A 26,997-nucleotide genomic window follows, 5' to 3' on the forward strand; every position below is an offset into this window, starting at 1 on the left:
CCTGTTCAGCGTGTCGATACCCAACCTTCGCGCTCCTGCCATCCAGCCCTTGTCGTTTCCTGTCGCAACAGCCTCTAGCGTTCCAGCCCCATGGCCCGGCGGGCCAGGCCGCGGCGCAGTGGCCCCAGCAGGTTCAGCCCCACGAGACCTGCGCCGCGGGCATGGGAGAGCAGGGGAATATCGAGCCCGAACAGGCGAATCAGGCCGTCGCTGAAGCGGATGACGTTGTCACGGTCGGCGTCTCGACGCACCTCGAAGTCCCGCAGGACCGCCGCGCTCCCCGGGCCATCGCCCCGCTCGATGCCGGCCTCGATGGCAGCCACCAGATCCATGACCCCACGCAGCGCCAGGTTGAAGCCCTGGCCGGCCACCGGGTGCAGGGCATGGGCCGCATTGCCCAGCACCGCCAGTCCGGGGCGAGTGGTCTCGCGAGCGGTGATCAGCGACAGCGGGTAGGCATGACGGCGGCCGACCCGTCGGAAATGCCCGACCCGGTCACCGAAGGCCCGTTGCAGCTCGGCCAGGAAATCCCCGTCGGACAGGGCCAGGCGGCGCCCCTCCTCGCCGCGCTCGTGGGTCCAGACCAGCTCCATGGCCTGGCCCTGGAGGGGCAGCAGGGCGATGGGTCCCGCCGGCGTGAACCGCTCATAGGCGACGCCCCTGTGGGGGCGGCTGACCTCGACGCTGGCGATCAGTGCCACCTGGTCATAGGGCCGCTCGCGGCTCTCGATCCCCAGCCGTTCCTTGAGCCCCGAGCGTCCGCCGTCGGCGAGGACCGTCAGCCCGGCTTCCAGCTCGCTGCCATCCGACAGCTGCAGCCGATATCCCTCGGCGACGGGGTGGATCGCCTCGACCCTGGCCGGACAGTGCCAGGCCAGTGGCAGCTCGCTCAGCCGGCCATGCAGCACTCGCCCCATCCAGGCATTGGGGATCACCTGACCCAGCGCCTCGACCCCAAGCTCAGCGGCGCGCAGCCGCGTCACGCCCAGGCGGCCCCGTTCACTGACGTGAATGGTGCGGATCGGGGCGGCCATCTCGGCCATGCTGTCCCAGACCCCCAGGTTAGCGAAATGCCGGGCGGAGCCACCGGCGATGGCGCTCGCCCGGGCATCGAAGCTGGGCTGCCAGGGTTCGGCCTGCGGCGGCGGCAGCGGTGCCGCCTCGATCACCGCCACCCGGAGCCCCGCCCGCTCGACCAGCGCAGCCAGGGCACAGCCCAGGCTGGCCCCCACGAGTCCGCCGCCGATGATGGCGATATCCACCCGCAGCTGCGCGGTCGAGCTCATGGCAGGCACCCTTTTATCCCATAACGTACATTACATAAAGGCATTGCCAACGGCTCCTTGACCGGTCAATTACTGTCCATCAGGGCTTCGATTTCCGCTACCCGCTTGGGCACGTCCACGGTCAGTACCTCGCGGCCGTCGGACGTCACCGCCACGTCATCCTCGATGCGGATGCCGATGCCGCGGAAGGCCTCGGGCAGATCGTCATCGGCAGGCACGTAGAGGCCGGGCTCCACGGTGAGCACCATGCCGGGCAGCAGGGCGCGGGGCTGCCCCTCGTGGCGATAGGCCCCCACGTCATGCACGTCGAGCCCCAGCCAGTGGGAGGTCGAGTGCAGGTAGAAGCGCTTGTAGCTGCCATCGTCGATGCGCGCCTGGACGTCGCCCTCCAGCAGCCCGAGCTCGATGAGACCGGCGGTGAGGTCGTGCACCACGCCCTCGTGGATCGTCGCCAGGGTGATGCCGGGGCGGACCGCGGCGACGGCGCGCTCCTGGGCGGCCAGCACCACCTCGTAGAGGGCCCGCTGGGCCTCGGAGAAGCGGCCGTTGACCGGGAAGGTGCGGGTGATGTCGCCGGCATAGAGATCGAACTCGGCGCCGGCATCGATCAGCACCAAGGCGCCATCCTCCAGGGGGGCATGGTTCTCGATGTAGTGCAGCACACAGGCATTGATGCCGCCACCGACGATGCTGGCGTAGGCCGGGCCGCTGCCGCCCTGCCAGCGGAACTCGTGCTCGAGCTCGGCCTGCAGCTGTCGCTCCATGAGCCCCGGGCGAGCCGTGCGCATGGCCCGCACATGGGCCCGGGCGGAGATCGCCCCGGCGTGGCGCATCAGGGCCAGCTCCGCCTCGCTCTTGCACAGGCGCTGCTCGTGGATCAGTTCGCTGACGTCGGCGAAGGCCGATGGCGCCACCGCCCCGCGACGCGAGCGGCCGGCCAGCTCACCACGCACCTCCTCGGCGAGCGCCAGGGCCTCGGCATCGCCCAGCGGCAGGTAGAGCGTGTGACGACCGTCGAGCAGCTCGGCCAGCCGCGCCTCGCGCTCGGCATTCTCGAAGGCCTGGTCGATGCCATGCTTGCGCACGGTACCCTCCGCGCCCAGGCGGATGCCGGTCCAGGCTTCCAGCGTCGGGTCGCGGTCCTGGCAGAACAGCACGCTCTCGCCGGCCTCGCGGCCCGGCAGCAGCAGCAGCAGGGCCTCCGGTTCGGGGAAGCCGGTCAGGTAGTGGAAGTCACTGTCCTGGCGGAAGGGGAACTCGCTGTCCCGCGAGCGGGTGACCAGTGCCGCTCCCGGCAGCAGGACGGCGCTGTCGGCGGGCAGCCTATCCATCAGGGCCCGGCGGCGGGCACGGTACTCGTCATTGGTGATCGGGGCGGGACGGGGCAGGATCTCGGGGTGCATCACGGCTCCTGGGTGGGTTCTCTGGCCGCTCTCAGTGGCGGGTGGGCTCGTCGACCTGCTCGACCTGGGGCTTGCCGGGATGCCGCTCGGTGTAGAGCAGCATGGCGGCCATGCGTGCGTGCTCGGTGAGGGCGAAGAGGTCGTTCTCGTTCTCCGGACTGTCCTCGATATCGGTCTCGATGCCCGTCAGGCCCTCGAGATCCTGGAGGGCCTCGCGCAGGGCCGGCGACCAGGCACGGCGGGGCTCCTCGCCGGCATCGGCCACCACCTCGAGGAAGCCGAGGGTCCACTCCTGCAGGCCCAGGGCACGCTCGGCCAGGGAGAAGAGCTCATCCGGCAGCAGGGGCTCGAAGTTGAGCTCGGCGGCGGAGAGGGCCTCGAGGGTCTGGCGGCGCCAGCCCAGCAGCCGCTCGGCACTCGGCTCGTCGCGGGGCTGGTCGACCCCGAGACTCAGGCAGACCTCTTCCAGCCACGCCTCGGGGGTGAGGTCGTGCAGCGCAAGCTCGGCACAGAGGCGCCCGTCGAGGAAGGCCGGCGACTGCATGCTGCCGTGCAGCAGGAAGGTGTCGGCAATGGTCGAGAAGTCCTGGCGTTCGTTGATCAGTGACATGGCAAGATCCGCTGGTGGGGCCGCCGGGCGCGTTGACCGCCCGCAAACGGCTCTCTTATAGTGACTGGCATTCATCCTCTTGGCGCCTGTCGGATTTGACCGATCGTCGTGAGAGCGTCGGACTTCGAGACAGATTTATCGATCTGAAGTAGCGAATAGCCCGCTATGTAATGAATCAGATCGAATGAAATTGGCCGCAAGACCGGCCCTCGTCGTAGGTCAGTGTTAAGTGCGACAGGCTCCTGGCCTCGATGTTAACGCATCGGCTCCCTGTGACGCGCACCCGGCGTGCGATCCCCTTCCTCTGCCCCTTTCCGGAGCCTGCCATGACCGAGCCTAAACGGCCCACCACCGAGATCACCCTCCTGGAGCGCAGCTATGCCATCGCCTGCGCGCCGGAGGAGCAGGACAAGCTCGAGCGGGCCGCCCGCTACCTCGACCGCGCCATGCAGGGCATCCACTCACGTGGCCGGGTGATCGACCGCGAGAAGATCGCCATCATGGCGGCCCTCAACATCGCCCATGAGCTGCTCGAGGCCCTGGATGACCAGCGGGCCGGCGAGGAGAGCCTCAACGAGCTCAACGCCCGCCTCGAGAAAGCGCTGGACGCCATGCCCGCGCGTTGAGCCGACGCAATCATCCCTTTGGCCCTGCCAGTGCCTCTGGTAGGATGAAGGGGTTCCCTGGGGTGTTTGCCAGTCGTTATCGTCCCTCGAGCCTATGCGCAGTACCCAGGGGGCCAAATGCTAGCCGGACCCGTGTGCATGTCCGTGCGTCGGAAAGCCTGACGGTTCGGCTGCGGCCACCCACCTTGAACCACTGGGTTCAAGGGCCAGAACGACAGCGGCACTCTGGGGAACCCTCATCCGACATGACCCACATGCAGGATACCGCCGCCACCCCCCTGACCGACGACGCCCGTCGCCGGCTGAGACGCGAATTGCGCCTGCGCCGACGCGAACTGAGCGCCGACGCTCGCCGTGACGCCGCAGAACGCCTCTGCCGACACCTCCGGAAGCTGCCCGAGATCCAGCGCGCCCGTCGCCTGGCCCTCTATCTGCCCAATGACGGCGAGATCGATCCCACCCCACTGATTCCCTGGCTCGAGCGCCGCGGCACACGCGTCCACCTGCCGGTCCTCAAGCCGCTCTCCCGCAACCAGCTGTGGTTCGTGCACTACCATTCGGGGACGCCCATGGTGGCCAACCGCTTCGGCATCCCGGAACCCGAGGCCCGCCACGGGGCGCATCGTGCGCGGCGCACCCCGGCCTGGGCCCTCGATGTGATCCTGCTGCCGCTGGTGGGCTTCGACGACCGAGGTCAGCGCATGGGCATGGGCGGCGGCTTCTACGACCGCAGCCTGGCCTTCACCCGCCGCCCGGGGCCGCGCCCTCGCCTGATCGGCCTGGCCCACGACTGCCAGCGTGTCGAGCGCCTCCCCGCCGCCCCCTGGGACGTGCCGCTGGACGCCATCGTCAGCGATGCCCGGGTAATACGCCCCTGAGGGATTCTGCCGCACGAACGACGAAGGCCGATGCAGATATGCATCGGCCTTCGTCATCGGGCGATTCCGGCGCTCTCCACTCCGTTTGCGGGGGGATTCAGCCGCCCGCCAGCGCCTGGGCATAGCCGGTCGCCACGACCCCGATGCCGAAGACCAGCACCAGTGCCATGACCAGATCGGGCTTGCGCTTCATTGTCGACTCCGTGGGAGACAGGACCGCGAGGGTCGTTGTGGATGTTGTTGTGGGGTGACCGCGAGGCATGCGGCAACGACGTGACTATAGGGCCTGATGCCTCAGTATGACAACCAGCATACTTAGGGTGTTACATTTTTAAACACTCGGGAGATCCAGGCTGCAGAGTGAGTCAGCGCTCACTCGGCGTGTCGAGGATGGCCCGGCCTCAGGCCATGAAGAGCCGATAGGCCGGGTTGTCGCTCTCCTTCCAGTAGCGATAGCCGATATCATCGAAGTACTCCTCGACGTGGGTGCGATCTCCATTGGGGACCTGCATGCCCACCAGCACCCGGCCATAGGCGGCCCCGTGGTTGCGGTAGTGGAACAGCGAGATGTTCCAGTCGTGGGGCAGGTGGGTGAGGAAGTTCATCAGCGCCCCGGGCCGTTCCGGGAACTCGAAGCGGTAGACCTCCTCGTCGAAGCGCTCCTTCGGCCGGCCGCCCCCCAGGTGGCGGATATGCAGCTTGGCCAGCTCGTTGTCGGTGAGGTCCTCCACGGGATAGCCGGCCCCACGGAGCTTGTCGATCACCGCCTGGCGGTCCTCGCCACCGGGCTTCACCTGGACGCCGACGAAGATGTGGGCCTTCTCCGGGTCCGCATAGCGGTAGTTGAACTCGGTGACCATCCGCTTGCCGATGGTGCGACAGAACTTCTTGAAACTGCCGGGCCTCTCGGGGATGGTCACGGCGAGGATCGCCTCGCGCTGCTCGCCCAGTTCGGTACGCTCGGCGATGTGCTGCAGGCGGTCGAAGTTGGTGTTGGCCCCGGAGTTGATGCAGACGAGGGTCTGGTGCTCGGCACCGGTCTGCTGGATGTACTTCTTGAGGCCCGCCAGCGAGAGCGCCCCGGAGGTCTCGGAGACCGCCCGGGTATCCTCGAAGATGTCCTTCACCGCGGCACACATCTCGTCGGTGTTGACGGTGATGACGTCGTCGATCAGGTCGCGCAGGATCGAGAAGGGCACCTCGCCGACCTGCGCCACGGCCACGCCCTCGGCGAAGACCCCGACCTGGTCCAGCACCACGCGCTCCCCGGCGGCCAGCGCCGCCTTGAGGCAGGCGCTGTCCTCGGACTCCACCCCGATCACCTTGATCTCGGGCCGCAGGTACTTGATGTAGGCGGCCATGCCGGCGATCAGGCCGCCACCCCCTACCGGCACGAAGATGGCGTCGATCGGCCCGCCATGCTGGCGCAGGATCTCCACGGCGATGGTCCCCTGGCCGGCGATGACATCGATGTCGTCGAAGGGCGGGATGTAGGTGTAGCCGTGCTCGGCGATCAGCTCCTGGGCATGGGCCGCCGCCTCGGCGAAGGCATCCCCCTTGAGCACCACCTTGGCGCCCCGCGCCCGCACCGCCTGGACCTTGATCTCCGGCGTGATGCGGGGCATCACGATCACCGCCTTGACGCCCATCAGCTTGGCCGCCATCGCCAGCCCCTGGGCATGGTTGCCCGCCGAGGCGGCAATCACGCCCTGGGCCTTCTGCGCCTCGCTGAGCTGGGCCATCTTGTTGTAGGCGCCGCGGATCTTGAAGGAGTAGACCGGCTGCAGGTCCTCGCGCTTGATCAGGATCTGGTTGTTGAAACGGCGGGAGAGGAAGGGGGCCGGGGAGATCGGCGTTTCCCGGGCGGCTTCATAGACCCGGGCCTGGAGAATCTTCTTGACGGTAGCTTCGAGCATCCTGATATCCCAGAGGCGTGACGCGGGCGGCAGATCTTGCTGCGCTGCAGAGAACCCCTATTGGTAGCATTGCGGCGGCCATGGCGTCCAGCACCCGCCACCGGCATCGCCTATAATGGCGCGGCATTCGCCATCCACCCGACAGCGAGCACGACATGACCCAGGACGAACTCAAGGACGCCGTGGCCGCCGCGGCCATCGACGAGATCCGCCCCCGCCTCGAGCGCGACACCATCCTCGGCATCGGTACCGGCTCCACCGCGAACCGCTTCATCGACCGGCTGGCGGCCCTGCGCCATGACTTCCGCGGTGCCGTGGCCAGCTCCGAGGCCAGCGCCGAGCGCCTGCGTGGCCACGGTATCGAGGTCTTCGAGCTCAACGAGGCCGGCACCGTGCCCTTCTACATCGATGGCGCCGACGAAGTGAACGCTCACCTTCACATGATCAAGGGGGGCGGTGCGGCCTTGACACGAGAGAAGATCGTCGCCGCCTGTGCCGAACGCTTCGTCTGCATCGCCGACGCCTCCAAGAGGGTCGAGCGGCTGGGGAACTTTCCGCTGCCGGTGGAGGTGATCCCCATGGCTCGCTCCTACGTGGCCCGGGAACTGGTCAGGCTGGGGGCGGATCCGGTCTATCGCCAGGGGGTGGTCACCGACAACGGCAACCAGATCATCGACTGCTTCGAGTTCATGATCGACGACCCGGTGGCCATGGAGGCACGGCTCAATGCCATCGTCGGCGTGGTCACCAACGGCCTTTTCGCGGCGCGCGGTGCCGATGTGCTGCTGCTGGGGACCGAGAAGGGCGTGGAGCGCCTGCTTCCCGCCTGACTCCTCATTCCGAAGTGAACGCTCACTCCGCCTGCATGAGCCCTTCCAGGCCCGCCAGGGTGCGCGCGAGGGCGCCCCGGTTGGCCGCGACCACGGCGCGGCCGGCCTCGGCGAGGCGGTGCCGCTCCTCCCGGTCGTCGAACAGGCGCAGCAGTTCCGCGGTGAGCGTCTCGGCGTCATCGACCTCCACCAGGGCCCCGGCGCCGCGCATTACCTCGGCCACGTCCTCGAAGTTGGCCAGCGCCGGCCCGGAAAGGACCGGCGTGCCCAGGGCGGCCGGCTCCAGCAGATTGTGCCCGCCGATAGGCACCAGGCTGCCACCGACGAAGGCCAGGTCGACCGCGCCATAGAACGTCAGCAACTCCCCCATGGAGTCACCCAGGTAGACCGCCGTGTCGTCCTGGGGCCACTCGTCGCGCGAGCGGCGCGCCAGCGTCAGGCCCTCCTGGCGGCACAGCGCGGCCACGGCGTCGAAGCGGCGGGGATGGCGGGGCACCAGGACCAGCAACGCATCGGGAAGCCGCTCGCGCAGGCGGGCATGGGCGGCCAGCACCTGCTCGTCCTCGCCGGGATGGGTGGAGCCGGCCACCCAGACCGGCCGGCTGCCGAGCCGGGTACGCAAGCGATCACTCACCTCCCGGGCCTCGCCGCCGGTGCCGATATCGAACTTCAGAGAGCCCACCACCGTGGTGCGTGCCGGCGCCATGCCCAGATCGGCGTAGCGCCGGGCATCGGCCTCGGACTTGGCCGCCAGCCAGGCCACATGGCTCAGGGCCTCCGCCATCAGGGGGCGCAGGCGGCAATAACCCCGCCAGGCGCGGGGCGAGAGGCGGCCGTTGACCACCGCCACCGGCACGCCCGACCGGTCGCAGGCAGCCAGCAGGTTGGGCCAGAGCTCGGTCTCGAAGAAGATGGCGAGTTCGGGGCGCAAGCGGGCGACGAAGCGGCGGGCCGCGCCGGGGAAATCCAGCGGCACGAAGTGATGGTTCACTTCGGCGACAGCTCCCGAATCCTGGCGGCTTCCTGCCAGCGCCAGCACCCGTTCCGCCCCGGTCGCGGTCATGGTGGTGATGACCAGGCGGTGACCGGGCCAGCGCTGCCGCAGCGCCTCGATCAAGGGTCGGGCGGCCTGCACCTCACCCACCGAGGCGCAGTGCAGCCAGAGGGTACGTTCCCCCTGGCCGACGGACGGGATAAGGCCCAGCCGCTCGCTGCGCGGCCGCCCGGGCAGCTGCTCGCGCCAGACGCGTCGCCAGATCAGCGGCGCGAGCAGATAGAGGACCGCCGCATAGCCCCGACGGATCCAGGGGCGAGACACCGACATCATGTCTCGCGGTCGAGGATGGTGGAGATCATCGCCGTGGTGGAGACGCCATCCTCGAAGCCCAGCACCCTGACCTCGCCGCCCGCCTCGCGGACGGCCGCGCCGCCGGCGATCTCCTCGGGACGATAGTCACCGCCCTTGACCAGCACGTCGGGCAGCACCGCCTCGATCAGCCGCTGAGGGGTGTCCTCGCCGAAGGGCACCACCCAGTCGACGGCGCCCAGGCCGGCCAGCACCTGCATGCGCCGCGCCAGGGGATTGATGGGACGCTTGGGGCCCTTGAGGCGGCTGATGGAGGCATCGTCGTTGACCGCGACCACCAGCCGGTCGCCGAGGCGGCGGGCCTGCTCCAGGTAGGCGACGTGGCCGGCATGCAGGATGTCGAAGCAGCCATTGGTCATCACCACCCGCTCGCCGCGGGCCTGGGCGGCACGCACCGCCTCGATCAGCGCCGGCTCCTCGATCACCCCGAACTCGGCCAGCTTGTCGCCGTGCAGGGCGGTATAGAGCTCGGCAATGGAGAGGGTCGCGGTGCCGGGCTTGGCCACCACCAGGCCGGCGGCCAGGTTGGCCAGGGTCATCGCCTCGGCGAAGCCGTGCCCGGCCGCCAGCGCCAGGCCGAGCACGCCGATCACGGTATCGCCCGCCCCGGTGACATCGAAGACCTCGCGGGCCCGGGTAGGCAGGTTCAGCGGCTCGTGTCCCTCGCGAATCAGTGTCATCCCCTTCTCGCTGCGGGTGATCAGCAGCGCCTCCAGCTCCAGCTCAGCGCGCAGCGCTTCGCCCCTGGCGGCGAGCTCGGCGTCGTCCCGGCAGTGGCCGACCACGGTCTCGAACTCGCCCAGATTGGGAGTGATCACGCTGGCCCCGCGGTAGCGGCTGAAGTCGCTGCCCTTGGGGTCCACCAGCACCCGCTTGCCGGCGGCCTTGACCAGCCGGATCAGTGCCTCGACCTGGTTCAGGGTTCCCTTGCCGTAGTCGGAGAGAATCACCAGGTCGCAGTCGGGCAGGGCCGCCTCGACCCGTGCCAGCAACCCGGTGGTGTCGACGTCGCCGAGGCCCTCCTCGAAGTCCAGGCGGATCAGCTGCTGGTTGCGGCTCATCACCCTCAGCTTGGTGATGGTGGGGATACCCGGGCTGCGGTCGAAGTGAGTGCTCACTCCAGCATCCTCCAGCCGGGTGGCCAGCCGGTCGGCATTGTCGTCGTCGCCCACCAGGCCGGCCAGGGCGGCATGGGCGCCTAGGGACGCGATGTTGAGGGCCACGTTGGCGGCCCCCCCGGGGCGGTCCTCGGACTCGTCGACCCGCACCACCGGTACCGGCGCCTCCGGGGAGATGCGCGAGGTGCCGCCATGCCAGTAGCGATCGAGCATGACATCGCCCACCACCAGCAGGCGGGAGCGCTCCAGGGCGGTCAGGTCAAGCTTCATCGGGGAACTCCGTGTCCTTTGGGGTCTCGGGGGAGGCCAGCACTGCCTCGAGGCGGTCGATCACGTCCTCGGCACGAATCAACGACATGGCATCGGGGTGACGGACCCGCTGGCCCCAGGAGAGTTCCGCTGGCTCCTTGTGCAGGAAGGCGCGAGCGGCGTCCGCATAGCGGTCGACCACGAAGTCGCGCCACAGGTAGGGGCCGGCCCGGTCGGGGTTGGTGGTGGCGTAGAGCCCGACCACCGGGGCGCCCAGAGCATTGGCCATGTGCACCGGGCCCGAGTCCGGGGCGATCACCGCCCGGCTCTTCCGGATCAGTGCCAGCAGGCCCTTGAGCGAGGTCTCGCCGATGACGTCGATCACCACCCCACCGGGACAGAGGGCCTGGATGCGCTCGCCGAGCTGGCGCTCCTGGGTGCTGCCACCGCCGGTGAGCACCGTCTTCAGGCCATGCTGGCGCCAGGCATGCTCGATCACCGCCGCGTATCCCTCGGCGGACCAGTTGCGGAAGTTGCGCAGGCGCGGGTTGGCGCACGGGCTGATCAGCAGGTAGGGCGACTCTCCGATAATCTGCCGCGCCTCCTCGAAGGCCGTCCCTGGCACCGGCAGGTCCCAGGCCAGCGAGAGGTCCTCGACGCCCAGCAGGCGCGCGAAGTCGAGGTACGACTCCAGCACATGGGCCCGGGGATGGGGCGCCAGGTGGCGCTGGGTGAACCAGTGCTGGGCATCCTTGGCCCGGGCCTTGTCGTAGCCCACCCGCACGTCGGCCTTGAGCCCCAGGGAGAGCACACTGGCCCGCAGCGCCTGCTGCATGTGCAGCAGCAGGTCGAAGCGGGTATCGGCCAGTTCGCGCCAGAGGGCGCGCATGCCGGCAAGTCCCGTCGCCTTGTCATAGACGACGAACTCGACCCCGGAGAGGCCCGCCAGTAGACTGTGCTCGCCCTTGCCGATGATCCAGGTGAGCCTCGCCTCGGGCCACTGGCGCTGCAGGGCACGCACCGTCGGCACCAGGTTACAGACATCGCCCAGGGCGGAGAGCCGCAGTACGCAGATATGCTGGGGTCGGGCGGGCAGAGGATGCTTCATGCGGTTGGCAACGTATCGAGCGGGAAAGATTTTCATTCTATATGATGCGGACAGTTTATGTGACGCCGGCCGGGCGCCACAAACGGTGCCGCCCATTCCCCCATGCGCCTTCGATCCCGCCTACTGGCGAGACGCCGGTCGGGTCATCGGCGAGGCCCCCGGTCGCGGTGCCAGCCTCTTCCTGGATGCCAGCCCCTTCGAGGAAAGCGCCCAGTGGGTGCTAAGACCCTATCGCCGCGGCGGCCTCATCGCCCGGCTCAGCGACAACTACTACCTGTGGACCGGCCTGGAGCGGACCCGCGCCTTTCGCGAGTGTCGCCTGACCGCCGGCCTGCATGCGCGCGGCCTGCCCGTCCCTCGCCCGGTCGCCGCTCGGGTGACCCGCCACGGGCTCACCTACCGGGCGGCGCTGATCACCGTGCGCATTCCAGGCGCCCGTGCCCTGGCCGAGTTGCTGGTCTCCGGCGAGGCCGACGACGATCTGCTGCAACGCGTCGGCGCCACCATCCGCCGCTTCCATGATGCCGGCCTGGATCACGTGGACCTCAACGCTCGCAACCTGCTCGTCGACCCGCAGGGAAAGGTGTGGCTGATCGACCTCGACCGTTGCCGGCTGCGCCCCACGGGCACCTGGCAGACCGACAACCTGGCGCGTCTCGAACGCTCGCTGGCGAAGTTCGGCGCTTCCAAGGCCATGGCGGCCATCCGTGGGGGCTATGACGCTCCCGTGCCGGCGTCGGCATAAGCCTCCACCAGCCCCTGCACATGGACGCTCAGGGCGAAGTGAGCATTCACCTTCTTGGCGAGCCGCCGGACCCAGGCATTTCCTCAGCGTGGCGTCGCCCGCCAGTTCTCCCAGGGCGTCACGCCAGGCCAGGGGATCATCGGGCGGCGAAGCGGCCAGTCTCGCCATGGATGGCAAGACTGGCGGCAACCCGTGAACCCGCCAGCGCCAGGCCGTGGGGCCTCCTCCCCCCCCTGTCGCCTAAGCTCGGGTATAATCCGCGACGAATACATTTCCAGTCCGCCCCAGCCGTTCGAGAGACAGATATGCATGACCTTTCGTGACAAGGAGATCTCCTTTGCGGTGACGGGGCTCGGGAGCCCGGATGATGACACCTGGTCCTGCCGGCGGTGACGGTAACCGCCCTCGCCTGCTGGTGGTTCGCAACGACAAGCTCGGGGATTTCATGCTCGCCTGGCCGGCACTTGCCTGCCTCAAGGCCCTCGGCGCGGCGCCCCATGTCAGCGTGCTGGTTCCCGCCTACACCGCGCCGCTGGCCAGGCAGTGCCCCTGGATCGACGAGGTGCTGATCGACCCGGGTGGCGCAGGCGGCCGAGCGGGGCGCCGGGCGCTGCTCCAGCGCCTGCGCGAGGCGCGCTTCGATGCCCTTCTGACGCTCTTCTCCACCCCGCGCATCGGCTGGCTGGGCTGGCGAGCCGGCATTCCCCTGCGCCTGGCCCCGGCCACCAAGTGGGCCCAGCTATTCTACAACCGACGCATCGTGCAGCGCAGGTCCCGCTCCGAGAAGCCGGAGTACCTCTACAACATGGAGCTGGCCGAGGCCCTGCTGGGGGAGCTCGGTCTCGCGCTGCCGGCACGCCCCGAGCCGCCCTACTGGCCGCTTCCCGAGGGGACCCGCGAGGCGCAGCGGGAGCGCATTGCCGATGAGCTGGGCCTTGACAGCTCGCGCCCCTGGCTCTTCCTGCATCCCGGCAGCGGCGGATCGGCCGTGAACCTCTCCCTCGAGCGCTATGCCACCCTGGTGCTGGGCGTGGAGGCGCGGCTGGCCGAGGCGAGTCGTCCCGCCCCGGCCTGGGTGCTGACCGCCGGCCCCGGCGAGGAGGCCGCGGCCGACCGACTCCGCAGGCGACTCCTCGGCGAAGGCGTGACGGCAGGCCTGCTGCCGCCCCGCCGTGGTCTCGATGACTTCGCCCTCAGCCTGTCGGCTACCGACCTGTTCATCGCCGGCTCCACCGGTCCCCTGCACATCGCCGGCTGCCTGGATCGCCCCACCGCGGGCTTTTATCCGTCCCGCCGCTCTGCCACCCCACTGCGCTGGCAGACCTGCAATGCCGAGGCCCACCGACTGGCCTTCTGCCCGCCCCCCGGAGCCGGCGAGCGCGACATGGACAGCATCGACCTGGAGGCCGCAGCGAGCCGGATCGCCGACCACCTTCGCCACTTCCCGACCCGCGAGACGACCCCATGATGCCGATCACCGGAATCATCATCACCCTCGATGAGGCGGAGAACATCTCCGACTGCATCGCCTCGCTGCGCCCCGTCTGTGACGAGATCATCGTCGTGGATTCGGGCAGCCGGGACAACACCGTGGCGATCGCCGAGCGCGAGGGGGCCTCTGTCATCTATCAGCCCTACCTCGGTGACGGCCCCCAGAAGGCCTTCGCCGTGCCCCGGGCGCGCAACGACTGGATCCTAGCCCTGGATGCCGACGAACGACTCGAGGAGGATGCCGTGGCCGCCATCCGGTCACTGCCACTGGAGGATCCCGACAAGGCGTATCGCTTCAACCGCCGCAATTTTGCCGGCCAACACTGGATCAAGGCAGCCGGCTTCTATCCGGACCCGGTGACGCGACTCTACAACCGCACTACTTCGGGTTACCTGCCAAAGAAGGCCCACTCCTCCGTTCAGGCACCGCAGGTCCTCGATACGAAGGGCCATATCCGGCATTTCACCTACCGGGACCTCTCCCACTGGGTCATCCGCATCGATCAGCTCTCGAGCCGGGATGCCTGGGCAATGAAGCAGCGGGGGAAGAAGCCTTCCCGCTGCCGCCCAACCTGGCATGCACTGAGTGCCCTGTTGAGGAAACTGATCCTCAAGGGAGGCCTGTTCCAGGGCGCCGACGGGATGACGGTGGCCGTGACCACCGCGTTTCATGCCTACATGAAGTATGCCAAGCTCAACGAGCTCTATGAGAAGGAGCGTTCCGATCATTCGGGGCAGGCCTGATCTCCTGGATGCTGCGCTACTACCGGCCTGGTCGCGAAGCGCCGAACTCACGGTGCCGTTCCACCAGTCGGTGGAACGGGGGGGGGGATGTGGCAGGCTGGGTAGCCACCGCGACGGTAGGACGCCTCTCCAGGACTCATTGGTACTTTCGCTTCCTGTCCCTTGGTAAGCTGTAGGGGAATTCTCCTCAGTGTTTCCCACCATGCCCAGCCGTTTCCTGCCGCCCCCGCTTCGCCAGCCCCGCTGGTGGGCCCTGATCGTCATCGGGTTGTGGCTGGGGTTTGCCGTGGCCGCGCTGCCCCGCATTCCGCTCTGGAGCATGGTCCCGATCACCGTGGGGTGGCTGCTGGTGGCCCGCTGGTGGCGCTGGGGCGCGCCATCACACCCTCGCCCCGTGCGCAGGATCTGGCCCTGGTCGCTGTTCCCGATCGCCCTGTGGGGGCTCTACGTCTACCTGGCCAACAGTTTCGGCATGGTCGATCTCGGGGCGGTATTCTTTCACCTCCAGGCCGGCATGGAAGAGCATGGCGGCGGTGATCGCATCGGCGCTGCCCTGCTCTATACCCTCAGCATGCTGCTGTTGCTGGCCTCCTTCACCTGGCTGGTGCGGGTCGACCATCGCTGGCGACTGGCGGAGCGCCTGCTGGCCCTGGCCCTGCTGGTAGGCAACCCCATGCTCTATGGCATCGGCCAACGCGGCGCCGCCATCGTCACCGAGGATGGCGCCTGGCTGGAGCGCCAGTACGTCGAGCCGGTCATCCTCGAGGCACCTCGCGACCCGCCCAACCTGCTGCTGCTCTACCTGGAGAGCATCGAGCGCACCTACGCCGACCGGGAACGCTTCGGGGATGCCTATGCCCACCTGGAGACCCTGGGGGAGAAGGCCGTGGTCTTCGAGGGGGTCCGCCAGGTCGACAACACCGGCTGGACCATGGCCGGCATGATTGCCAGCCAGTGCGGCACGCCACTGATGCCGGCCGGCCTGCTGCATGACAGCCAGTTCGAGCCCCTCGGCAAGGTAGTGCCGGGCGTCGACTGCCTGGGCGACCTGCTCGCCGCCCATGGCTATAAGCTGTCCTACATGGGCGGGGCCAGCACCCGCTTCGCCGGCAAGGGGGTCTTCTACCGGGACCACGGCTTCGACAGGATACTGGGACGGGAAGAGCTGGAGCCACGGCTCGAGGAGCCCGACTACGTGAACAGCTGGGGCCTGTATGACGATACGCTCTATGACCTCACCGTCGAGGAGATCCGCCGGCTGGAACGGCAGGACGCCCCCTGGGGACTGGTCAACCTGAGCATCACCGGCCATGCCCCCAATGGCTATCCGGCTCGCGACTGCCGGGAGCGTCAGGGCGAGTTCGACGGCGTGGACATCCTCTATTCGGTGGAATGCTCGGCCTGGCTGGCGCGCCGGCTGGTCGAGCGACTCGAGGATGAAGGCCTGCTGGAGAACACCCTGGTGGTGGTCGCCAGTGACCACCTGACCATGCGCGTCTCTGCCTGGGAGCAGCTGGTCGCCGGCAAGCGAGACAATACCTTCATGCTGCTGGGGGATCAGCTCGAGCCGCGCCGGCTCAAGGTCGAGGCATCGACCATGGATGTCCTGCCCACGGTGCTCGAGGCCATGGGGTTCGTCATCGACTGGCATCGTGCGGGACTGGGCGTGTCGCTGCTCTCCGGTGAACCGACCCTGATCGAGGAGCACGGGCTGGACACCCTCAATACCCATCTGCGCGAGGAGACGGCCCTCCAGGAGCGCCTGTGGGAAGGCCTGGCGCCGCCGCAAGCCCCGCCACCCCCTCCCGAACCGGTCGTCGAGCAGGTCGTCGAGACCCCCGAGGACCAGACACCAGAGGCACCCGAGGAACTGCCCTAGCCGGCGGTCGCCAGCATCGCCTGCAGGACCCGTTCGGGCTTGAGCTGCTTCAGGCAGTTGGTGTGCCCCAGCGGGCAGGTGCGCCGGAAGCAGGGCGAGCAGTCGAGGGCGAGGTAGTGCACCTCGGCATTCTCGGTCAACGGCGGCGTATAGGCAGGCGATGACGAACCATAGATGGCCTGCACCCGGGTCCCTACCGCGGCCGCCACATGCATCAGCCCGGAGTCGTTGGTCACGACCTGCTGGCAGTCACCGAGCAGGTCGACGGCATCCGCCAGCCGCGTCCTTCCACAGAGGTTGTGGGTGTGGGGCAGCGCATCGGCGATCACCTCGCCGGCATCCACGTCCTTGGGGCCTCCCAGCACGCGCACCTCGAATCCCTCCACCACCAGTGATCTCGCCAGTTCCCGAAAATACGCGAGCGGCCACTGCTTGGCGGGACCATATTCTGCCCCCGGCATCATGCCGATGGCAGGGCGCGACGAGAGTCCCAGGTCGACGCGGCGCTCCACCAGGTTCTCGGTGTCCAGGCGCAGCCGGGGCCGGGGAATGGGGAAGTCGCCCCGAGCCGCTTCCTCCACCGGCAGGCCCAGGGCCACGAAGCGCTTCACGGTCTGGTCCAGCACCGCCTTGTCGAGCCGCCGGCGGTCATTGAGCAGCCAGAGGCGCTGTTCGCCGGTAAAGCCGGTACGCAGGGGGATACGCGCCAGGAAGGGCACCAGCGCCGACTTCCAGGAGCGTGGCAGGACGATGGCATGGTCGAAGCGTCCTTGCAGGGAACGGGCAAGCCGCCGCCGTGTGGCCAGGCCGAACTGCCCATGCCCTACCTCGAGGCTGGCCACCTCGTCGACCTCGTCCATCCGCTCGAGGATCGGCCGTGACCAGGCAGGGGCCACCACGGTGATCCGGCTGCCCGGCTGCCTCGCCTTCAGGGTCTTGAAGAGGCTCTGCGCCATAACCATGTCGCCGACCCAGGAAGGCCCCACCACCAGGATGCGTGGCTTCCATGAGGCCGGTATCTGCCGGGCCTCAGCCATTCAGCCACTCCAGGTAGTCGCGTACCCCCTGGGCCACGGTACGGAACTCGCGATCGTAGCCGGCCTCGCGCAGGCGGCTGATGTCGGCGCGCGTATAGCTCTGGTAGCGGCCCTTCAGCTCCTCGGGAAAATCGATGTACTCGATCCTGCCGCGGCCATAGTAGTCGACCACGGTCTCGCCGATGGCCTTGAAGGGCTCGGCGCGGCCGGTGCCCAGATTGAAGATGCCGGAGGCCTCGGGGTGATCTAGGAACCAGAGGTTGACGTCCACCACGTCGCCCACATAGATGAAGTCGCGGCTCTGCATGCCGGCCTCATAGCCATCCCAGGCACCGAAGAGCTTCACGTTCTGGCCGGCGCTGATCTGGGTATGGTGATGGTAGGCGACGCTGGCCATCTTGCCCTTGTGCTGTTCCCGGGGCCCGTAGACGTTGAAGTAGCGGAAACCCACCACCTGGCTGGTGAAGTCGTCGTGGCGAGCACGCACGTACTGGTCGAACAGCAGCTTGGAGTAGCCGTAGACGTTGAGCGGCTTCTCGTGCTCGGGGGCCTCGAAGAACACCTCGCTGCCCCCGTAGGTGGCCGCCGAGGAGGCGTAGAGGAAAGGGATGCCCTCGCGCTGGCAGAAGTGAAGCAGCACCTTGGAGTACTCGAAGTTGTTCTCGAGCATGAAGCGTCCGTCCCACTCGGTGGTGTCCGAGCAGGCGCCCTCGTGGAAGATGGCCTCGATGGGCGGCAGGTGTGACGCCTCGCCATTCATCGCCGCCGTCACCCGGGCGAGGAAGTCCTCCTTGTCCAGGTAGTCGCCGAGGGTGCAGTCGGCCAGGTTCACGAACTTGGTACCGTCGCTGAGGTCGTCGACCACCAGCACATCGTCACGGCCGCGGGCATTGAGTGCCTTGACCAGATTCGAGCCGATGAAGCCGGCCCCGCCTGTCACTACGATCATGGGAATCCTCTCGTCTCCGGGCCTGCGCCTATAACCGATCTTCCGGTGATTGTATACTTGACGGCTCGTGAATTCATGGCCAACGGTGCTTCCAATGACACAGTCGACGCCAGACGTGACAACCTTCCAGGGCCTGATCCTCGCCCTGCAGCAGTACTGGGCCGACCAGGGCTGCGTGATCCTCCAGCCCCTGGACATGGAGGTGGGCGCCGGCACCTTCCACACCGCCACCTTCCTGCGCTCCATCGGCCCCGAGACCTGGAACGCGGCCTACGTGCAGCCTTCCCGACGCCCCACCGATGGCCGCTACGGCGAGAACCCCAACCGCCTGCAGCACTACTACCAGTTCCAGGTGGTGATGAAACCCTCCCCCGCCGACCTGCAGGAGCGCTACCTGGGGTCCCTGAAGCACCTGGGGCTCGACCCGCTGGTCCATGACATCCGCTTCGTCGAGGACAACTGGGAGTCGCCCACCCTCGGCGCCTGGGGCCTGGGCTGGGAGGTCTGGCTCAACGGCATGGAGGTGACCCAGTTCACCTACTTCCAGCAGGCCGGGGGCCTGGAGTGCTACCCGGTCACCGGCGAGCTCACCTACGGCCTGGAGCGGATCGCCATGTACCTGCAGGATGTCGACAGCGTCTACGACCTGGTCTGGACGGTGGCACCGGATGGCAGCCGCGTCACCTATGGCGACGTCTACCTGCAGAACGAACGCGAGCAGTCGGCCTACAACTTCGAGCACGCCGACGTTGAATTCCTCTTTGCCTCCTTCGACCACCAGGAGCGCGAGTGCACCAAGCTGCTGGCGGCCGGCCTGCCACTGCCCGCCTACGAACAGGTGCTCAAGGCATCGCACACCTTCAACCTGCTGGATGCCCGCCACGCCATCTCGGTGACCGAACGCCAGCGCTACATCCTGCGCGTGCGCACCATGGCCCGCGACGTGGCCCAGGCCTACTTTGACTCGCGCAAGGCCGCCGGCTTCCCGCTGGCCCCCGAAGCCCTGCGCCGCGAACTGCTTGCCGAACAGGGAGACGCTTGATGGCTGCCAATACCCTACTGGTCGAACTGGGCGTCGAGGAGCTGCCACCGGGCGCCATCGATGACCTCTCCGACGCCCTTGCCGAGGGCCTCCGCCGGGGTCTCGTCGAGGCCGACATCGACTTCGGCGAGGTCCTCGCCCATGGCGGCCCGCGACGCCTGGCCGTCCAAGTGCGCGAGCTGGCCGACAAGCAGCCCGACCGCGAGGTCGAGCGTCGTGGTCCCGCCCTGGCCGCCGCCTTCAAGGAAGGCCAACCGACACGCGCCGCCGAGGGCTTCGCGCGCTCCTGCGGCGTCGGCGTGGATGACCTGATCCACCTGGAGACCGACAAGGGCACCTGGCTGGGGTATCGCGAGCAGCAGCAGGGCGAGGCCACCACGGCCCTGCTCCCCGCCATCGTCGAACAGGCCATCGGCGCCCTGCCGGTGCCCAAGAACATGCGCTGGGGCGCCTCGCGGGTGGAGTTCTCCCGTCCCGTCCACTGGCTTGTCATGCTCTATGGCAACGAGGTCGTCGAGGCAAGCGCCCTGGGCCTGCAGGCAGGACGCGCCACCCGCGGCCACCGTTTCCATGCGCCGGCACCCATCGAGCTGGCCCACGCCGACGACTACCTCGGCGCCCTGGAACAGGCCTGGGTGCTGGCCGACCGCGACAAGCGACGCGAGCGCATCCGCGAGCAGGTGCTGGCCGAGGCCGAGGTCCAGGACGCCACGGCGGTGATCGACGAGGAACTGCTCGTCGAGGTGAGCGGCCTGGTGGAGTGGCCCGTGGCCCTGACCGGCAGCTTCGATGCGCGCTTCCTCGAGGTGCCCGCCGAGTGCCTGATCTCGTCCATGAAGGCCAACCAGAAGTACTTCCACCTACTCGACCAGGAGGGCCACCTCAAGCCGCTGTTCATCACTATCGCCAACATCGACAGCCACGAACCGGAGCAGGTGATCCAAGGCAACGAGAAGGTGATCCGCCCCCGCCTGGCCGATGCCGCCTTCTTCTACGACACCGACCGCCGGCGAACGCTGGCCGACCGGGCCCCAGAACTGGCCGGCGTGGTGTTCCAGAAGAAGCTCGGCAGCCTGGCCGACAAGGCCCATCGCAGCGCCGCCGTGGCGGCCTTCATCGCCGGCCGCATAGACGGTGACGTGGCCCAGGCACGTCGCGCCGCGGAGCTCGGCAAGTGCGACCTGGTCACCGAGATGGTCCTCGAGTTCCCGGAACTCCAGGGCATCATGGGCCGCTACTATGCCGTGAACGACGGCGAGGCTGCCGAGGTGGCCCAGGCCCTCGAGGAGCAGTACCTGCCCCGCTTCGCCAGCGATGCGATCCCCCAGACCCGCACCGGCCTGGCACTGGCACTGGCCGATCGCCTCGACACCCTGACCGGCATCTTCGGTATCGGCCAGCGCCCCAGCGGCACCAAGGATCCCTTCGCCCTGCGCCGCGCCGCCATCGGCGTGATCAACATCCTGGTCAAGGGCAAGCTTGCCCTCGACCTGAGGGAGTTGCTGGAACTGGCCGCGGCGCAGCACCAGGAGCTACCTTACGCCGAAGGGCTGGTGGATGAGGTGCTCACCTACATGCTCGACCGCTTCCGCGCCTGGGCACGCGACGAGGGCATCGATACCGAGGTCTACCTCGCCGTGCGGGCCCGCCCGGTGACCCAGCCCCTCGACTTCGCGCGCCGCCTGCGCGCCGTCCAGGGCTTCTCTCGCCGCGAGGAAGCCGCGGCCCTGGCCGCCGCCAACAAGCGCGTCTCCAACATCCTCAGCAAGCAACAGCACGATGGCACCACCGAGGTAGAAGCCGGTCTCCTCCAGGAAGCCGCCGAGAAGGCGCTCTACGAGGCCCTGGCATCGAGCCGCCGGGCGGTAATGCCGCTCTTCGCCGAGGCTCGCTACAGCGAGGCACTGGACGTCCTGGCCGGCCTGCGCGCACCGGTTGACACCTTCTTCGACCAGGTCATGGTCATGGCCGAGGATCCGGCCGTGCGCCGCAACCGCCTGGCCCTGCTCGCCGGCCTTCAGGCCCTCTTCCTGGAGGTGGCGGATATCGCCCTGCTCCAGCAGTAACGCGAGTTTGAGGTGACAGCGAGGCCGGCGAGCAATCGCCGGCCTTTTTCATGCCTGATATTTGCTGTTCCACGTGAAACACCCCAACGAGACCAGCAGGAGCAGATGGACGAGAGCTCGATCTTGGCGGCTTGGCGGCTTGGCGGCTTGGCGGCTTGGCGGCTTGGCGGCTTGGCGGCTTGGCGGCTTGGCATCAGATGTTCCACGTGAAACACTTCCGCTCAAAGACTACCCACCTCAGGAGATTGCCACCATGCCCGCAGCCGAACGGCTCGTGATCCTCGACCGCGATGGTGTCATCAACCAGGACTCCGACGAGTACGTGAAGTCTCTGGAAGAATGGATCCCCTTCCCCACCGCCATCGAGGCCATCGCCAGGCTCACCCGTGACGGCTGGACGGTGGCCGTTGCCACCAACCAGTCCGGCATAGCCCGCGGCTACTACGGCGTGGAGATGCTGGAGGCCATACACGTTCGACTCCGCGAACTGGTGCAAGAGGCCGGCGGGGAGATTGCCCATATCGCCCACTGTCCCCACGGCCCGGGTGATGGCTGTGCATGTCGCAAGCCATCGCCCGGGCTGCTTGAAGAGATTCGGGAGGCTTTGGCGCTGGACAGCCTTGAAGGCAGCTGGATGGTCGGTGACAGCCTCCGCGACCTTCAGGCCGGTGAGCCGATGGGGTGCCGGCCGGTACTGGTGCGAACCGGCAAGGGACGCCGGACGGAGGAAAAGGGAGAAGGCCTCGAAGGCGCAATGATCTTCGATGACCTGGCCGCCTTCGTGGAGTGGCTGCTGGCCCGGGAGGGAGGCGCCAACGACGCGCAAGCCAGTCCATTCCGATAGAGAGCGCTGAACGCGACAAGGCCGGCCTCGATGGCCGGCCTTGTCATTCTGCTGTCACTTCAGGCAGTGCGATGTTTCACGTGGAACATGCCGTCTCGGCCATCAGATATCCAGGTTGGCCACCAGGGCGTAGCGTTCGATGAAGTCGCGCCTTGGCTCGACCTCGTCACCCATCAGGGTGTTGAACATCATGTCGGCGGCGACCGCGTCCTCGATGGATACCCGCAGCATGCGACGGGTATCAGGGTTCATGGTCGTCTCCCAGAGCTGGTCCGGGTTCATCTCACCCAGCCCCTTGTAGCGCTGAATGGAGAGGCCACGCTGGGCCTCGGCCATCAGCCACTCCAGGGCATCATAGAAGGTCGCGACGGGCTTCTGTCGCTCGCCGCGGGCCACATGGCTGCCCTCCTCCATCAGGCCGTCCAGCGTCTCGCCGAGGCTTGCCATGGCGCGATAGTCGGCACTGGTGAAGAACTCGATGCCCCAGACATAGTCGGTGGTGACGCCATGCGCCGTCAGCGACACCGCCGGAAGGAAGACGCCACGTTCGCCCTCCTCCTCGAGGCGGAAGGTATAGCGCGGTCCACCCTCGTAGGAGACCAGCGCATCCATCTCGGCCTGCAGGAACTCGATCCAGTTCTGCATGGTGACGCGATCTCGCAGGCTCTGCTCACCGTCGAGATGCGCCGCATGGACGATCTTGCGCAGCACCACATTGGGGTAGACGCGCGACAGGCGATCGATGCGTTTCATCACGTCGCGATACTGGTTGACGAGGGCTTCCAGCTGGGCGCCGCCGATGCCAGGCGCATCCGCGTTGACATGCAGGCGGGCGCCATCGAGCGCCGTCGTCGTCAGGTAATCGATCATCGCCTGCTCGTCCTTGAGATAGAGCTCCTGCTTGCCGCGCTTGATCTTGTAGAGCGGCGGCTGGGCGATGAAGACATGACCACGCTCGATGAGCTGCGACATCTGGCGGAAGAAGAAGGTCAACAGCAGGGTTCGGATGTGCGAACCGTCCACGTCGGCATCGGTCATGATGATGATGGAGTGATAGCGTAGCTTGTCGGGATCGAACTCCTCCCGGCCGATACCGCAGCCCAGGGCAGTGATCAGGGTGCCGACCTCGGCCGAGGAGAGCATCTTGTCGAAGCGCGCCTTCTCGACGTTGAGGATCTTGCCCTTGAGCGGCAGGATCGCCTGGGTGCGTCGATCACGTCCCTGCTTGGCACTGCCACCGGCCGAGTCACCCTCGACGAGGAAGAGCTCGGAGAGGCTGGGGTCCTTCTCCTGACAGTCGGCCAGCTTGCCGGGCAGGCCCGCGATATCCAGGGCTCCCTTGCGGCGAGTCATGTCACGCGCCTTGCGCGCCGCCTCACGGGCCCGGGCCGCATCCAGCATCTTGTTGACGATGGCCTTGGCCTCGTTGGGCTTCTCGACCAGGTACTCCGAGAACAACCGGCCCATCTCCTGCTCTACCGCGGTCTTGACCTCGGAGGAGACCAGCTTGTCCTTGGTCTGGGCGGAGAACTTGGGATCCGGCACCTTCACGGAGATGATCGCGGTCAGTCCCTCGCGGGCATCATCACCGGAGGTGTTGACCTTGGCCTTCTTGAGCAGCCCCTCTGCCTCGATATAGTGATTCAGCGAGCGGGTGAGGGCCGCGCGGAAGCCGGCCAGGTGCGTACCGCCATCCCGCTGCGGGATGTTGTTGGTGTAGCAGAAGATGTTCTCGGAGAAGGTATCGTTCCACTGCATCGCCACCTCCACACCGACGCCATCCTCGCGTTCGGCATTGAAGTGGAATACCGGATTGAGCACCGTCTTGTTGGTGTTCAGGTGGTTGACGAAGGCCTTGAGGCCACCCTCGTAGTGGAACAGCTCCTCCTTTCCGCTCCGCTCATCCATCAGCCGGATGGCCACGCCGGAATTGAGGAAGGAGAGCTCCCTGAGACGCTTGGCCAGGATGTCGTAGTGGAACTCGATGTTGTGGAAGGTCTCGGTCGAGGGACGGAAGTGCACGCGGGTCCCGCTCTTCTCCGTCTTGCCCACCACCGCCAGCGGTGCGTCGGGTACACCATGATGATAGACCTGTTCGTGCACCTGGCCCGCACGCCAGATGGTCAGCTTCAGCTCCTCGGACAGCGCATTGACGACGGAGACCCCCACGCCGTGCAGGCCACCGGACACCTTGTAGGAGTTGTCATCAAACTTGCCGCCGGCATGCAGCACCGTCATGATCACCTCGGCCGCCGAGACGCCCTCCCCCTCGTGGAGATCGGTCGGCACGCCACGGCCGTTGTCGGTCACGGTCACCGACTCGTCGGGGTGGATGATGACCCGGATCTCGCTGCAGTGCCCGGCCAGGGCTTCATCGATGGAGTTGTCCACCAGTTCGAACACCATGTGGTGCAGGCCGGTGCCGTCGTCGGTATCGCCGATGTACATGCCCGGCCGCTTGCGTACGGCATCCAGCCCCTTGAGGACCTTGATGCTCGTTGAGTCGTAAGCCTGTTCGCTCATTGACTACTCCGTCATGAAGTCTGTCTGTCCATTGGCAGCAGCTGTCCCTGCCCCGATTCGGAATGTTTCACGTGGAACATCGCCACCTGGGTATCCGGCTGCCAGAGGCCCATCAGGGCATCGGGATCGACGCTGGTGATGAACACCTGGCAGCGCATGCGCTCCAGCCAGCCGCAGAACACCCGGCGATGCTCGCTGTCCAGCTCGGCAGGGAGGTCGTCGATCAGGTAGATGCAGGTGCGGCCGGTGGCCTGCTCGAGCAGGCGCCCCTGGGCCAGTTTCAGGGCACTCACCACCAGCTTCTGCTGTCCGCGGGAGAGCACTTCGACCGCCGGGCGCTTGCCGAGGCGGATACCCAGCTCTGCCCGCTGCGGACCCTGCTGGGTAAAGCCCATCTGTCGGTCGGTGTCTCGGGCGTGGCGAAGAATGTCCGCCAGCTCACGCTTGCGGTCCCAGCCGCGCGCATAGCGCAGCGTCAGCCCGGGCAGCGTGATCAGCTCGGCCAGCGTGTCCTCGAACACCGGCAGGAACCTCTCGATCCATTCGCGACGCATGTTGTCCAGCCGGTCGCCCCAGTGCACCAGTTCCTGTTCCCAGGCATCCAGGGAAGCATCTGTCATTCTACCATGCCTGAGAAGGGCATTCCGATGTTTCAGCGCGCGGCGAAAGCGCCGCCAGACATCGAGAAAGCTATGTTTCACGTGAAACACGCCCCAGTCGAGAAACTCGCGCCGCCCGACCGGCGGCCCCTCCAGGAGACGAAAGGCGTCAGGGTTGATCAGCTGCAGCGGCAGGGTCTCCACCAGACGCGAGACGCGTTCCAGACGCTCACCCGCCAGGCGCATCTCCAGCTCGCCGCCCTCGCGGAGACGGCGTATGCCGATGGTCATCGCCGGATCGCCGGACAGGCGGCCGTGCAACGTCACGGCGTCGGCATCGTGAGCGATGGCATGACGCAGCTGACGGGCGCGGAAGGAGCGCCCCATGCCGAGGACATGAATCCCCTCCAGCAGGCTGGTCTTGCCGCTGCCGTTGGCCCCGGTGAAGAGGTTGATACGGGGACCCGGGCTCAGGTCCACGGCCTGCAGGTTGCGCAGGCCGTGGAAGGCAAGGCGTTCGAGTGGCATCAGGCAGGGTCGACCGCGGCGGTGGCACCCGGCACGGGCGCCATCTGCCGGCGCCTCAGAGGCGCATCGGCATGACGACGTACATGGCGTCGCCGCCGCCGGGCTCTTCCATCAGCGCACTGCTGTTGGGGTCGGCCAGGGTCATCTGCACCCGGTCCTCGTCCAGCACGCTGAGCACGTCGACGAGATAGCCGACGTTGAAGCCGATCTCCATGGCCGGACCGCTGTACTCGATGGCGACGTTCTCCTCGGCCTCTTCCTGCTCGGGGTTGTTGGCCATCACCCGCAGGTTGCCCTCCTCGAGATTCAGCCGCACGCCACGGTACTTCTCGTTGGAAAGGATGGCCGTGCGTGACAGCACCTGGCGCAGCTCGGCACGGTCGGCGATGAAGACCTTGTCACCCCCGCGTGGCACGACCCGCTCGTAGTCGGGGAACTTGCCGTCGACCAGCTTGGACGTGAAGGTGAAGTCACCGGTATGGGCCCGTACATGACTGGCGCCAAGGGTCAGACTGACCGGTTCCTCGCCGTCATCGAGCAGGCGCACCAGTTCCAGGACCCCCTTGCGCGGCACGATCAGCTTCTGGGAAGGCTCCACCTGGATCTCGGCCGGACGCGAGCAGACGGCCAGACGATGGCCATCGGTAGCCACGGTGCGCACCAGGTTGTTGCCCAGCTCGAGCAGCATGCCGTTGAGGTAATAGCGGACGTCCTGCTGGGCCATCGCGAAGGAGGTCGCATCGATCAGGTGCTTCAGGGTACCCCGCGGCAGGCTGAGCTCCACGTTACCCGGGTCATCCTCGATGTTGGGAAACTCGGCCACCGGCAGGGTCGAGAGGGTGAAGCGCGAGCGACCACTGCGCAGCACCGCCCTTCCCTCCTCGAGGGAAAGCTGTATCTCGGACTGGTCCGGCAGTGACTTGCAGATGTCCATGAGCTTGCGGGCCGGCACGGTAGCCGAGCCGGGCTCTTCCACCAGGCTGGCGGCCGTGCGGCCGATCAGCTCGACCTCGAGATCGGTACCGGTGAGGGACACCTGGTCCTGGTCGACCTGAATCAGCACGTTGGAGAGTACCGGCAGTGTCTGGCGTCGCTCCACGACGCCGGCAACCAGCGTCAGCGGGCGCAGCAGCGCTTCTCGGGAGATGGAAAATTTCATG

General features: G+C 67.5%; 22 protein-coding genes and 1 other RNA gene. 11 read left to right on the forward strand and 12 right to left on the reverse strand.

The window, feature by feature from the left end; genetic code table 11:
• Positions 1 to 74 precede the first annotated feature (74 nt).
• The 3 genes from ubiH to QLQ83_RS01920 all read right to left on the reverse strand — a co-directional run bounded on the left by ubiH (position 75) and on the right by QLQ83_RS01920 (position 3,299).
• Positions 75 to 1,286, reverse strand: coding sequence for a 2-octaprenyl-6-methoxyphenyl hydroxylase (gene ubiH, locus QLQ83_RS01910; protein ID WP_282733888.1), 1,212 nt, complete (start codon positions 1,284 to 1,286; stop codon positions 75 to 77).
• Positions 1,287 to 1,351: 65 nt separating this feature from the next.
• Positions 1,352 to 2,689 (reverse strand): Xaa-Pro aminopeptidase, encoded by a 1,338-nt coding sequence (gene pepP / locus QLQ83_RS01915; protein WP_282733889.1) that lies wholly within the window; start codon positions 2,687 to 2,689, stop codon positions 1,352 to 1,354.
• Positions 2,690 to 2,720: 31 nt separating this feature from the next.
• Positions 2,721 to 3,299 carry a YecA family protein gene (locus QLQ83_RS01920; protein WP_282733890.1) on the reverse strand — a complete coding sequence of 193 codons (579 nt, stop codon included), beginning with the start codon at positions 3,297 to 3,299 and terminating at the stop codon, positions 2,721 to 2,723.
• A 326-nt stretch (positions 3,300 to 3,625) separates the two neighbouring features.
• Here QLQ83_RS01920 and QLQ83_RS01925 point away from each other — a divergent pair, with 326 nt between their 5' ends.
• The 3 genes from QLQ83_RS01925 to QLQ83_RS01935 all read left to right on the forward strand — a co-directional run bounded on the left by QLQ83_RS01925 (position 3,626) and on the right by QLQ83_RS01935 (position 4,803).
• Positions 3,626 to 3,925 (forward strand): cell division protein ZapA, encoded by a 300-nt coding sequence (locus tag QLQ83_RS01925; protein ID WP_282733891.1) that lies wholly within the window; start codon positions 3,626 to 3,628, stop codon positions 3,923 to 3,925.
• Positions 3,926 to 3,976: 51 nt separating this feature from the next.
• A non-coding RNA gene (ssrS, locus tag QLQ83_RS01930) (6S RNA) lies at positions 3,977 to 4,161 on the forward strand.
• Between the two features lie 9 nt (positions 4,162 to 4,170).
• Positions 4,171 to 4,803 carry a 5-formyltetrahydrofolate cyclo-ligase gene (locus QLQ83_RS01935; protein ID WP_282733892.1) on the forward strand — a complete coding sequence of 211 codons (633 nt, stop codon included), beginning with the start codon at positions 4,171 to 4,173 and terminating at the stop codon, positions 4,801 to 4,803.
• Between the two features lie 401 nt (positions 4,804 to 5,204).
• On the opposite strand, the gene ilvA is transcribed toward QLQ83_RS01935, so the two are convergent.
• Positions 5,205 to 6,719 (reverse strand): threonine ammonia-lyase, biosynthetic, encoded by a 1,515-nt coding sequence (gene ilvA / locus QLQ83_RS01940; RefSeq protein WP_282733893.1) that lies wholly within the window; start codon positions 6,717 to 6,719, stop codon positions 5,205 to 5,207.
• A gap of 155 nt (positions 6,720 to 6,874) precedes the next feature.
• Between ilvA and rpiA the strand changes: the two genes are divergently transcribed.
• On the forward strand, positions 6,875 to 7,549 hold the full coding sequence (rpiA, locus tag QLQ83_RS01945; RefSeq protein ID WP_282733894.1) for a ribose-5-phosphate isomerase RpiA: 675 nt from the start codon (positions 6,875 to 6,877) through the stop codon (positions 7,547 to 7,549).
• A gap of 22 nt (positions 7,550 to 7,571) precedes the next feature.
• Here the strand turns inward: rpiA and waaA are convergent, their stop codons facing one another.
• The 3 genes from waaA to QLQ83_RS01960 are packed head-to-tail and all read right to left on the reverse strand — an operon-like array spanning position 7,572 to position 11,390.
• On the reverse strand, positions 7,572 to 8,873 hold the full coding sequence (gene waaA / locus QLQ83_RS01950) for a lipid IV(A) 3-deoxy-D-manno-octulosonic acid transferase (RefSeq protein ID WP_282733895.1): 1,302 nt from the start codon (positions 8,871 to 8,873) through the stop codon (positions 7,572 to 7,574).
• Complete coding sequence (gene hldE, locus QLQ83_RS01955; RefSeq protein ID WP_282733896.1) at positions 8,873 to 10,303, reverse strand: bifunctional D-glycero-beta-D-manno-heptose-7-phosphate kinase/D-glycero-beta-D-manno-heptose 1-phosphate adenylyltransferase HldE; 1,431 nt, start codon at positions 10,301 to 10,303, stop codon at positions 8,873 to 8,875. The genes waaA and hldE overlap by 1 nt, the downstream gene beginning before the upstream one ends.
• A complete protein-coding gene (locus QLQ83_RS01960) occupies positions 10,293 to 11,390 on the reverse strand; it encodes a glycosyltransferase family 9 protein (RefSeq protein ID WP_282733897.1) in 1,098 nt (365 codons plus the stop codon). Before QLQ83_RS01960 ends, hldE begins: the two co-directional genes overlap by 11 nt.
• On the opposite strand from QLQ83_RS01960, the gene QLQ83_RS01965 reads away from it, so the two are divergent.
• The 4 genes from QLQ83_RS01965 (at position 11,389) to QLQ83_RS01980 (ending at position 16,249) form a co-directional block, all read left to right on the forward strand.
• A complete protein-coding gene (locus QLQ83_RS01965) occupies positions 11,389 to 12,135 on the forward strand; it encodes a 3-deoxy-D-manno-octulosonic acid kinase (RefSeq protein ID WP_282733898.1) in 747 nt (248 codons plus the stop codon). The genes QLQ83_RS01960 and QLQ83_RS01965 overlap by 2 nt on opposite strands.
• A 367-nt stretch (positions 12,136 to 12,502) precedes the next feature.
• On the forward strand, positions 12,503 to 13,603 hold the full coding sequence (locus QLQ83_RS01970) for a glycosyltransferase family 9 protein (RefSeq protein WP_282733899.1): 1,101 nt from the start codon (positions 12,503 to 12,505) through the stop codon (positions 13,601 to 13,603).
• Entirely contained in the window at positions 13,600 to 14,370 is a 771-nt protein-coding gene (locus QLQ83_RS01975; protein WP_282733900.1) for a glycosyltransferase family 2 protein, read from the forward strand. Before QLQ83_RS01970 ends, QLQ83_RS01975 begins: the two co-directional genes overlap by 4 nt.
• A 202-nt stretch (positions 14,371 to 14,572) precedes the next feature.
• Positions 14,573 to 16,249, forward strand: coding sequence for a sulfatase-like hydrolase/transferase (locus tag QLQ83_RS01980; protein WP_282733901.1), 1,677 nt, complete (start codon positions 14,573 to 14,575; stop codon positions 16,247 to 16,249).
• On the opposite strand, the gene waaF is transcribed toward QLQ83_RS01980, so the two are convergent.
• Both waaF and rfaD read right to left on the reverse strand, forming a co-directional pair.
• Entirely contained in the window at positions 16,246 to 17,286 is a 1,041-nt protein-coding gene (gene waaF / locus QLQ83_RS01985) for a lipopolysaccharide heptosyltransferase II (RefSeq protein ID WP_282733902.1), read from the reverse strand. The two genes, QLQ83_RS01980 and waaF, sit on opposite strands and share 4 nt — an antisense overlap.
• Positions 17,279 to 18,235, reverse strand: coding sequence for an ADP-glyceromanno-heptose 6-epimerase (rfaD, locus tag QLQ83_RS01990; protein ID WP_282733903.1), 957 nt, complete (start codon positions 18,233 to 18,235; stop codon positions 17,279 to 17,281). The genes waaF and rfaD overlap by 8 nt, the downstream gene beginning before the upstream one ends.
• A 94-nt stretch (positions 18,236 to 18,329) precedes the next feature.
• Here rfaD and glyQ point away from each other — a divergent pair, with 94 nt between their 5' ends.
• The 3 genes from glyQ to gmhB all read left to right on the forward strand — a co-directional run bounded on the left by glyQ (position 18,330) and on the right by gmhB (position 22,187).
• Positions 18,330 to 19,277 carry a glycine--tRNA ligase subunit alpha gene (glyQ, locus tag QLQ83_RS01995; RefSeq protein ID WP_282733904.1) on the forward strand — a complete coding sequence of 316 codons (948 nt, stop codon included), beginning with the start codon at positions 18,330 to 18,332 and terminating at the stop codon, positions 19,275 to 19,277.
• Complete coding sequence (glyS, locus tag QLQ83_RS02000; RefSeq protein ID WP_282733905.1) at positions 19,277 to 21,343, forward strand: glycine--tRNA ligase subunit beta; 2,067 nt, start codon at positions 19,277 to 19,279, stop codon at positions 21,341 to 21,343. The genes glyQ and glyS overlap by 1 nt, the downstream gene beginning before the upstream one ends.
• Positions 21,344 to 21,596: 253 nt before the next feature.
• Positions 21,597 to 22,187, forward strand: a complete 591-nt coding sequence (gene gmhB / locus QLQ83_RS02005) for a D-glycero-beta-D-manno-heptose 1,7-bisphosphate 7-phosphatase (RefSeq protein ID WP_282733906.1) — start codon at positions 21,597 to 21,599, stop codon at positions 22,185 to 22,187.
• A 102-nt stretch (positions 22,188 to 22,289) separates the two neighbouring features.
• Here gmhB and gyrB read toward each other — a convergent pair whose 3' ends face one another.
• The 3 genes from gyrB to dnaN are packed head-to-tail and all read right to left on the reverse strand — an operon-like array spanning position 22,290 to position 26,996.
• Complete coding sequence (gyrB, locus tag QLQ83_RS02010; protein WP_282733907.1) at positions 22,290 to 24,710, reverse strand: DNA topoisomerase (ATP-hydrolyzing) subunit B; 2,421 nt, start codon at positions 24,708 to 24,710, stop codon at positions 22,290 to 22,292.
• Positions 24,711 to 24,721: 11 nt separating this feature from the next.
• Positions 24,722 to 25,837 (reverse strand): DNA replication/repair protein RecF, encoded by a 1,116-nt coding sequence (recF, locus tag QLQ83_RS02015; RefSeq protein WP_282733908.1) that lies wholly within the window; start codon positions 25,835 to 25,837, stop codon positions 24,722 to 24,724.
• 55 nt (positions 25,838 to 25,892) lie between these two features.
• Entirely contained in the window at positions 25,893 to 26,996 is a 1,104-nt protein-coding gene (dnaN, locus tag QLQ83_RS02020; RefSeq protein WP_282733909.1) for a DNA polymerase III subunit beta, read from the reverse strand.
• Position 26,997: the final 1 nt, after the last annotated feature.

This window comes from Halomonas rhizosphaerae (genome assembly GCF_030010555.1).
In the GTDB taxonomy this organism is placed as follows: Bacteria; Pseudomonadota; Gammaproteobacteria; order Pseudomonadales; family Halomonadaceae; genus Halomonas; species Halomonas rhizosphaerae.

Bases quoted from the DNA above. Each gene is read 5' to 3' on its own strand.
- QLQ83_RS01965 (WP_282733898.1), top strand. From the start codon at position 11,389: ATGCGGTTGGCAACGTATCGAGCGGGAAAGATTTTCATTCTATATGAT.
- hldE (WP_282733896.1), bottom strand. From the start codon at position 10,303: ATGAAGCTTGACCTGACCGCCCTGGAGCGCTCCCGCCTGCTGGTGGTG.
- QLQ83_RS01960 (WP_282733897.1), bottom strand. From the start codon at position 11,390: ATGAAGCATCCTCTGCCCGCCCGACCCCAGCATATCTGCGTACTGCGG.
- gmhB (WP_282733906.1), top strand. From the start codon at position 21,597: ATGCCCGCAGCCGAACGGCTCGTGATCCTCGACCGCGATGGTGTCATC.
- recF (WP_282733908.1), bottom strand. From the start codon at position 25,837: ATGCCACTCGAACGCCTTGCCTTCCACGGCCTGCGCAACCTGCAGGCC.
- ubiH (WP_282733888.1), bottom strand. From the start codon at position 1,286: ATGAGCTCGACCGCGCAGCTGCGGGTGGATATCGCCATCATCGGCGGC.
- QLQ83_RS01920 (WP_282733890.1), bottom strand. From the start codon at position 3,299: ATGTCACTGATCAACGAACGCCAGGACTTCTCGACCATTGCCGACACC.
- QLQ83_RS01935 (WP_282733892.1), top strand. From the start codon at position 4,171: ATGACCCACATGCAGGATACCGCCGCCACCCCCCTGACCGACGACGCC.
- QLQ83_RS01925 (WP_282733891.1), top strand. From the start codon at position 3,626: ATGACCGAGCCTAAACGGCCCACCACCGAGATCACCCTCCTGGAGCGC.
- rpiA (WP_282733894.1), top strand. From the start codon at position 6,875: ATGACCCAGGACGAACTCAAGGACGCCGTGGCCGCCGCGGCCATCGAC.
- QLQ83_RS01970 (WP_282733899.1), top strand. From the start codon at position 12,503: ATGACACCTGGTCCTGCCGGCGGTGACGGTAACCGCCCTCGCCTGCTG.
- waaA (WP_282733895.1), bottom strand. From the start codon at position 8,873: ATGTCGGTGTCTCGCCCCTGGATCCGTCGGGGCTATGCGGCGGTCCTC.
- dnaN (WP_282733909.1), bottom strand. From the start codon at position 26,996: ATGAAATTTTCCATCTCCCGAGAAGCGCTGCTGCGCCCGCTGACGCTG.
- glyQ (WP_282733904.1), top strand. From the start codon at position 18,330: ATGACACAGTCGACGCCAGACGTGACAACCTTCCAGGGCCTGATCCTC.
- waaF (WP_282733902.1), bottom strand. From the start codon at position 17,286: ATGGCTGAGGCCCGGCAGATACCGGCCTCATGGAAGCCACGCATCCTG.
- glyS (WP_282733905.1), top strand. From the start codon at position 19,277: ATGGCTGCCAATACCCTACTGGTCGAACTGGGCGTCGAGGAGCTGCCA.
- QLQ83_RS01975 (WP_282733900.1), top strand. From the start codon at position 13,600: ATGATGCCGATCACCGGAATCATCATCACCCTCGATGAGGCGGAGAAC.
- rfaD (WP_282733903.1), bottom strand. From the start codon at position 18,235: ATGATCGTAGTGACAGGCGGGGCCGGCTTCATCGGCTCGAATCTGGTC.
- gyrB (WP_282733907.1), bottom strand. From the start codon at position 24,710: ATGAGCGAACAGGCTTACGACTCAACGAGCATCAAGGTCCTCAAGGGG.
- pepP (WP_282733889.1), bottom strand. From the start codon at position 2,689: ATGCACCCCGAGATCCTGCCCCGTCCCGCCCCGATCACCAATGACGAG.
- ilvA (WP_282733893.1), bottom strand. From the start codon at position 6,719: ATGCTCGAAGCTACCGTCAAGAAGATTCTCCAGGCCCGGGTCTATGAA.
- QLQ83_RS01980 (WP_282733901.1), top strand. From the start codon at position 14,573: ATGCCCAGCCGTTTCCTGCCGCCCCCGCTTCGCCAGCCCCGCTGGTGG.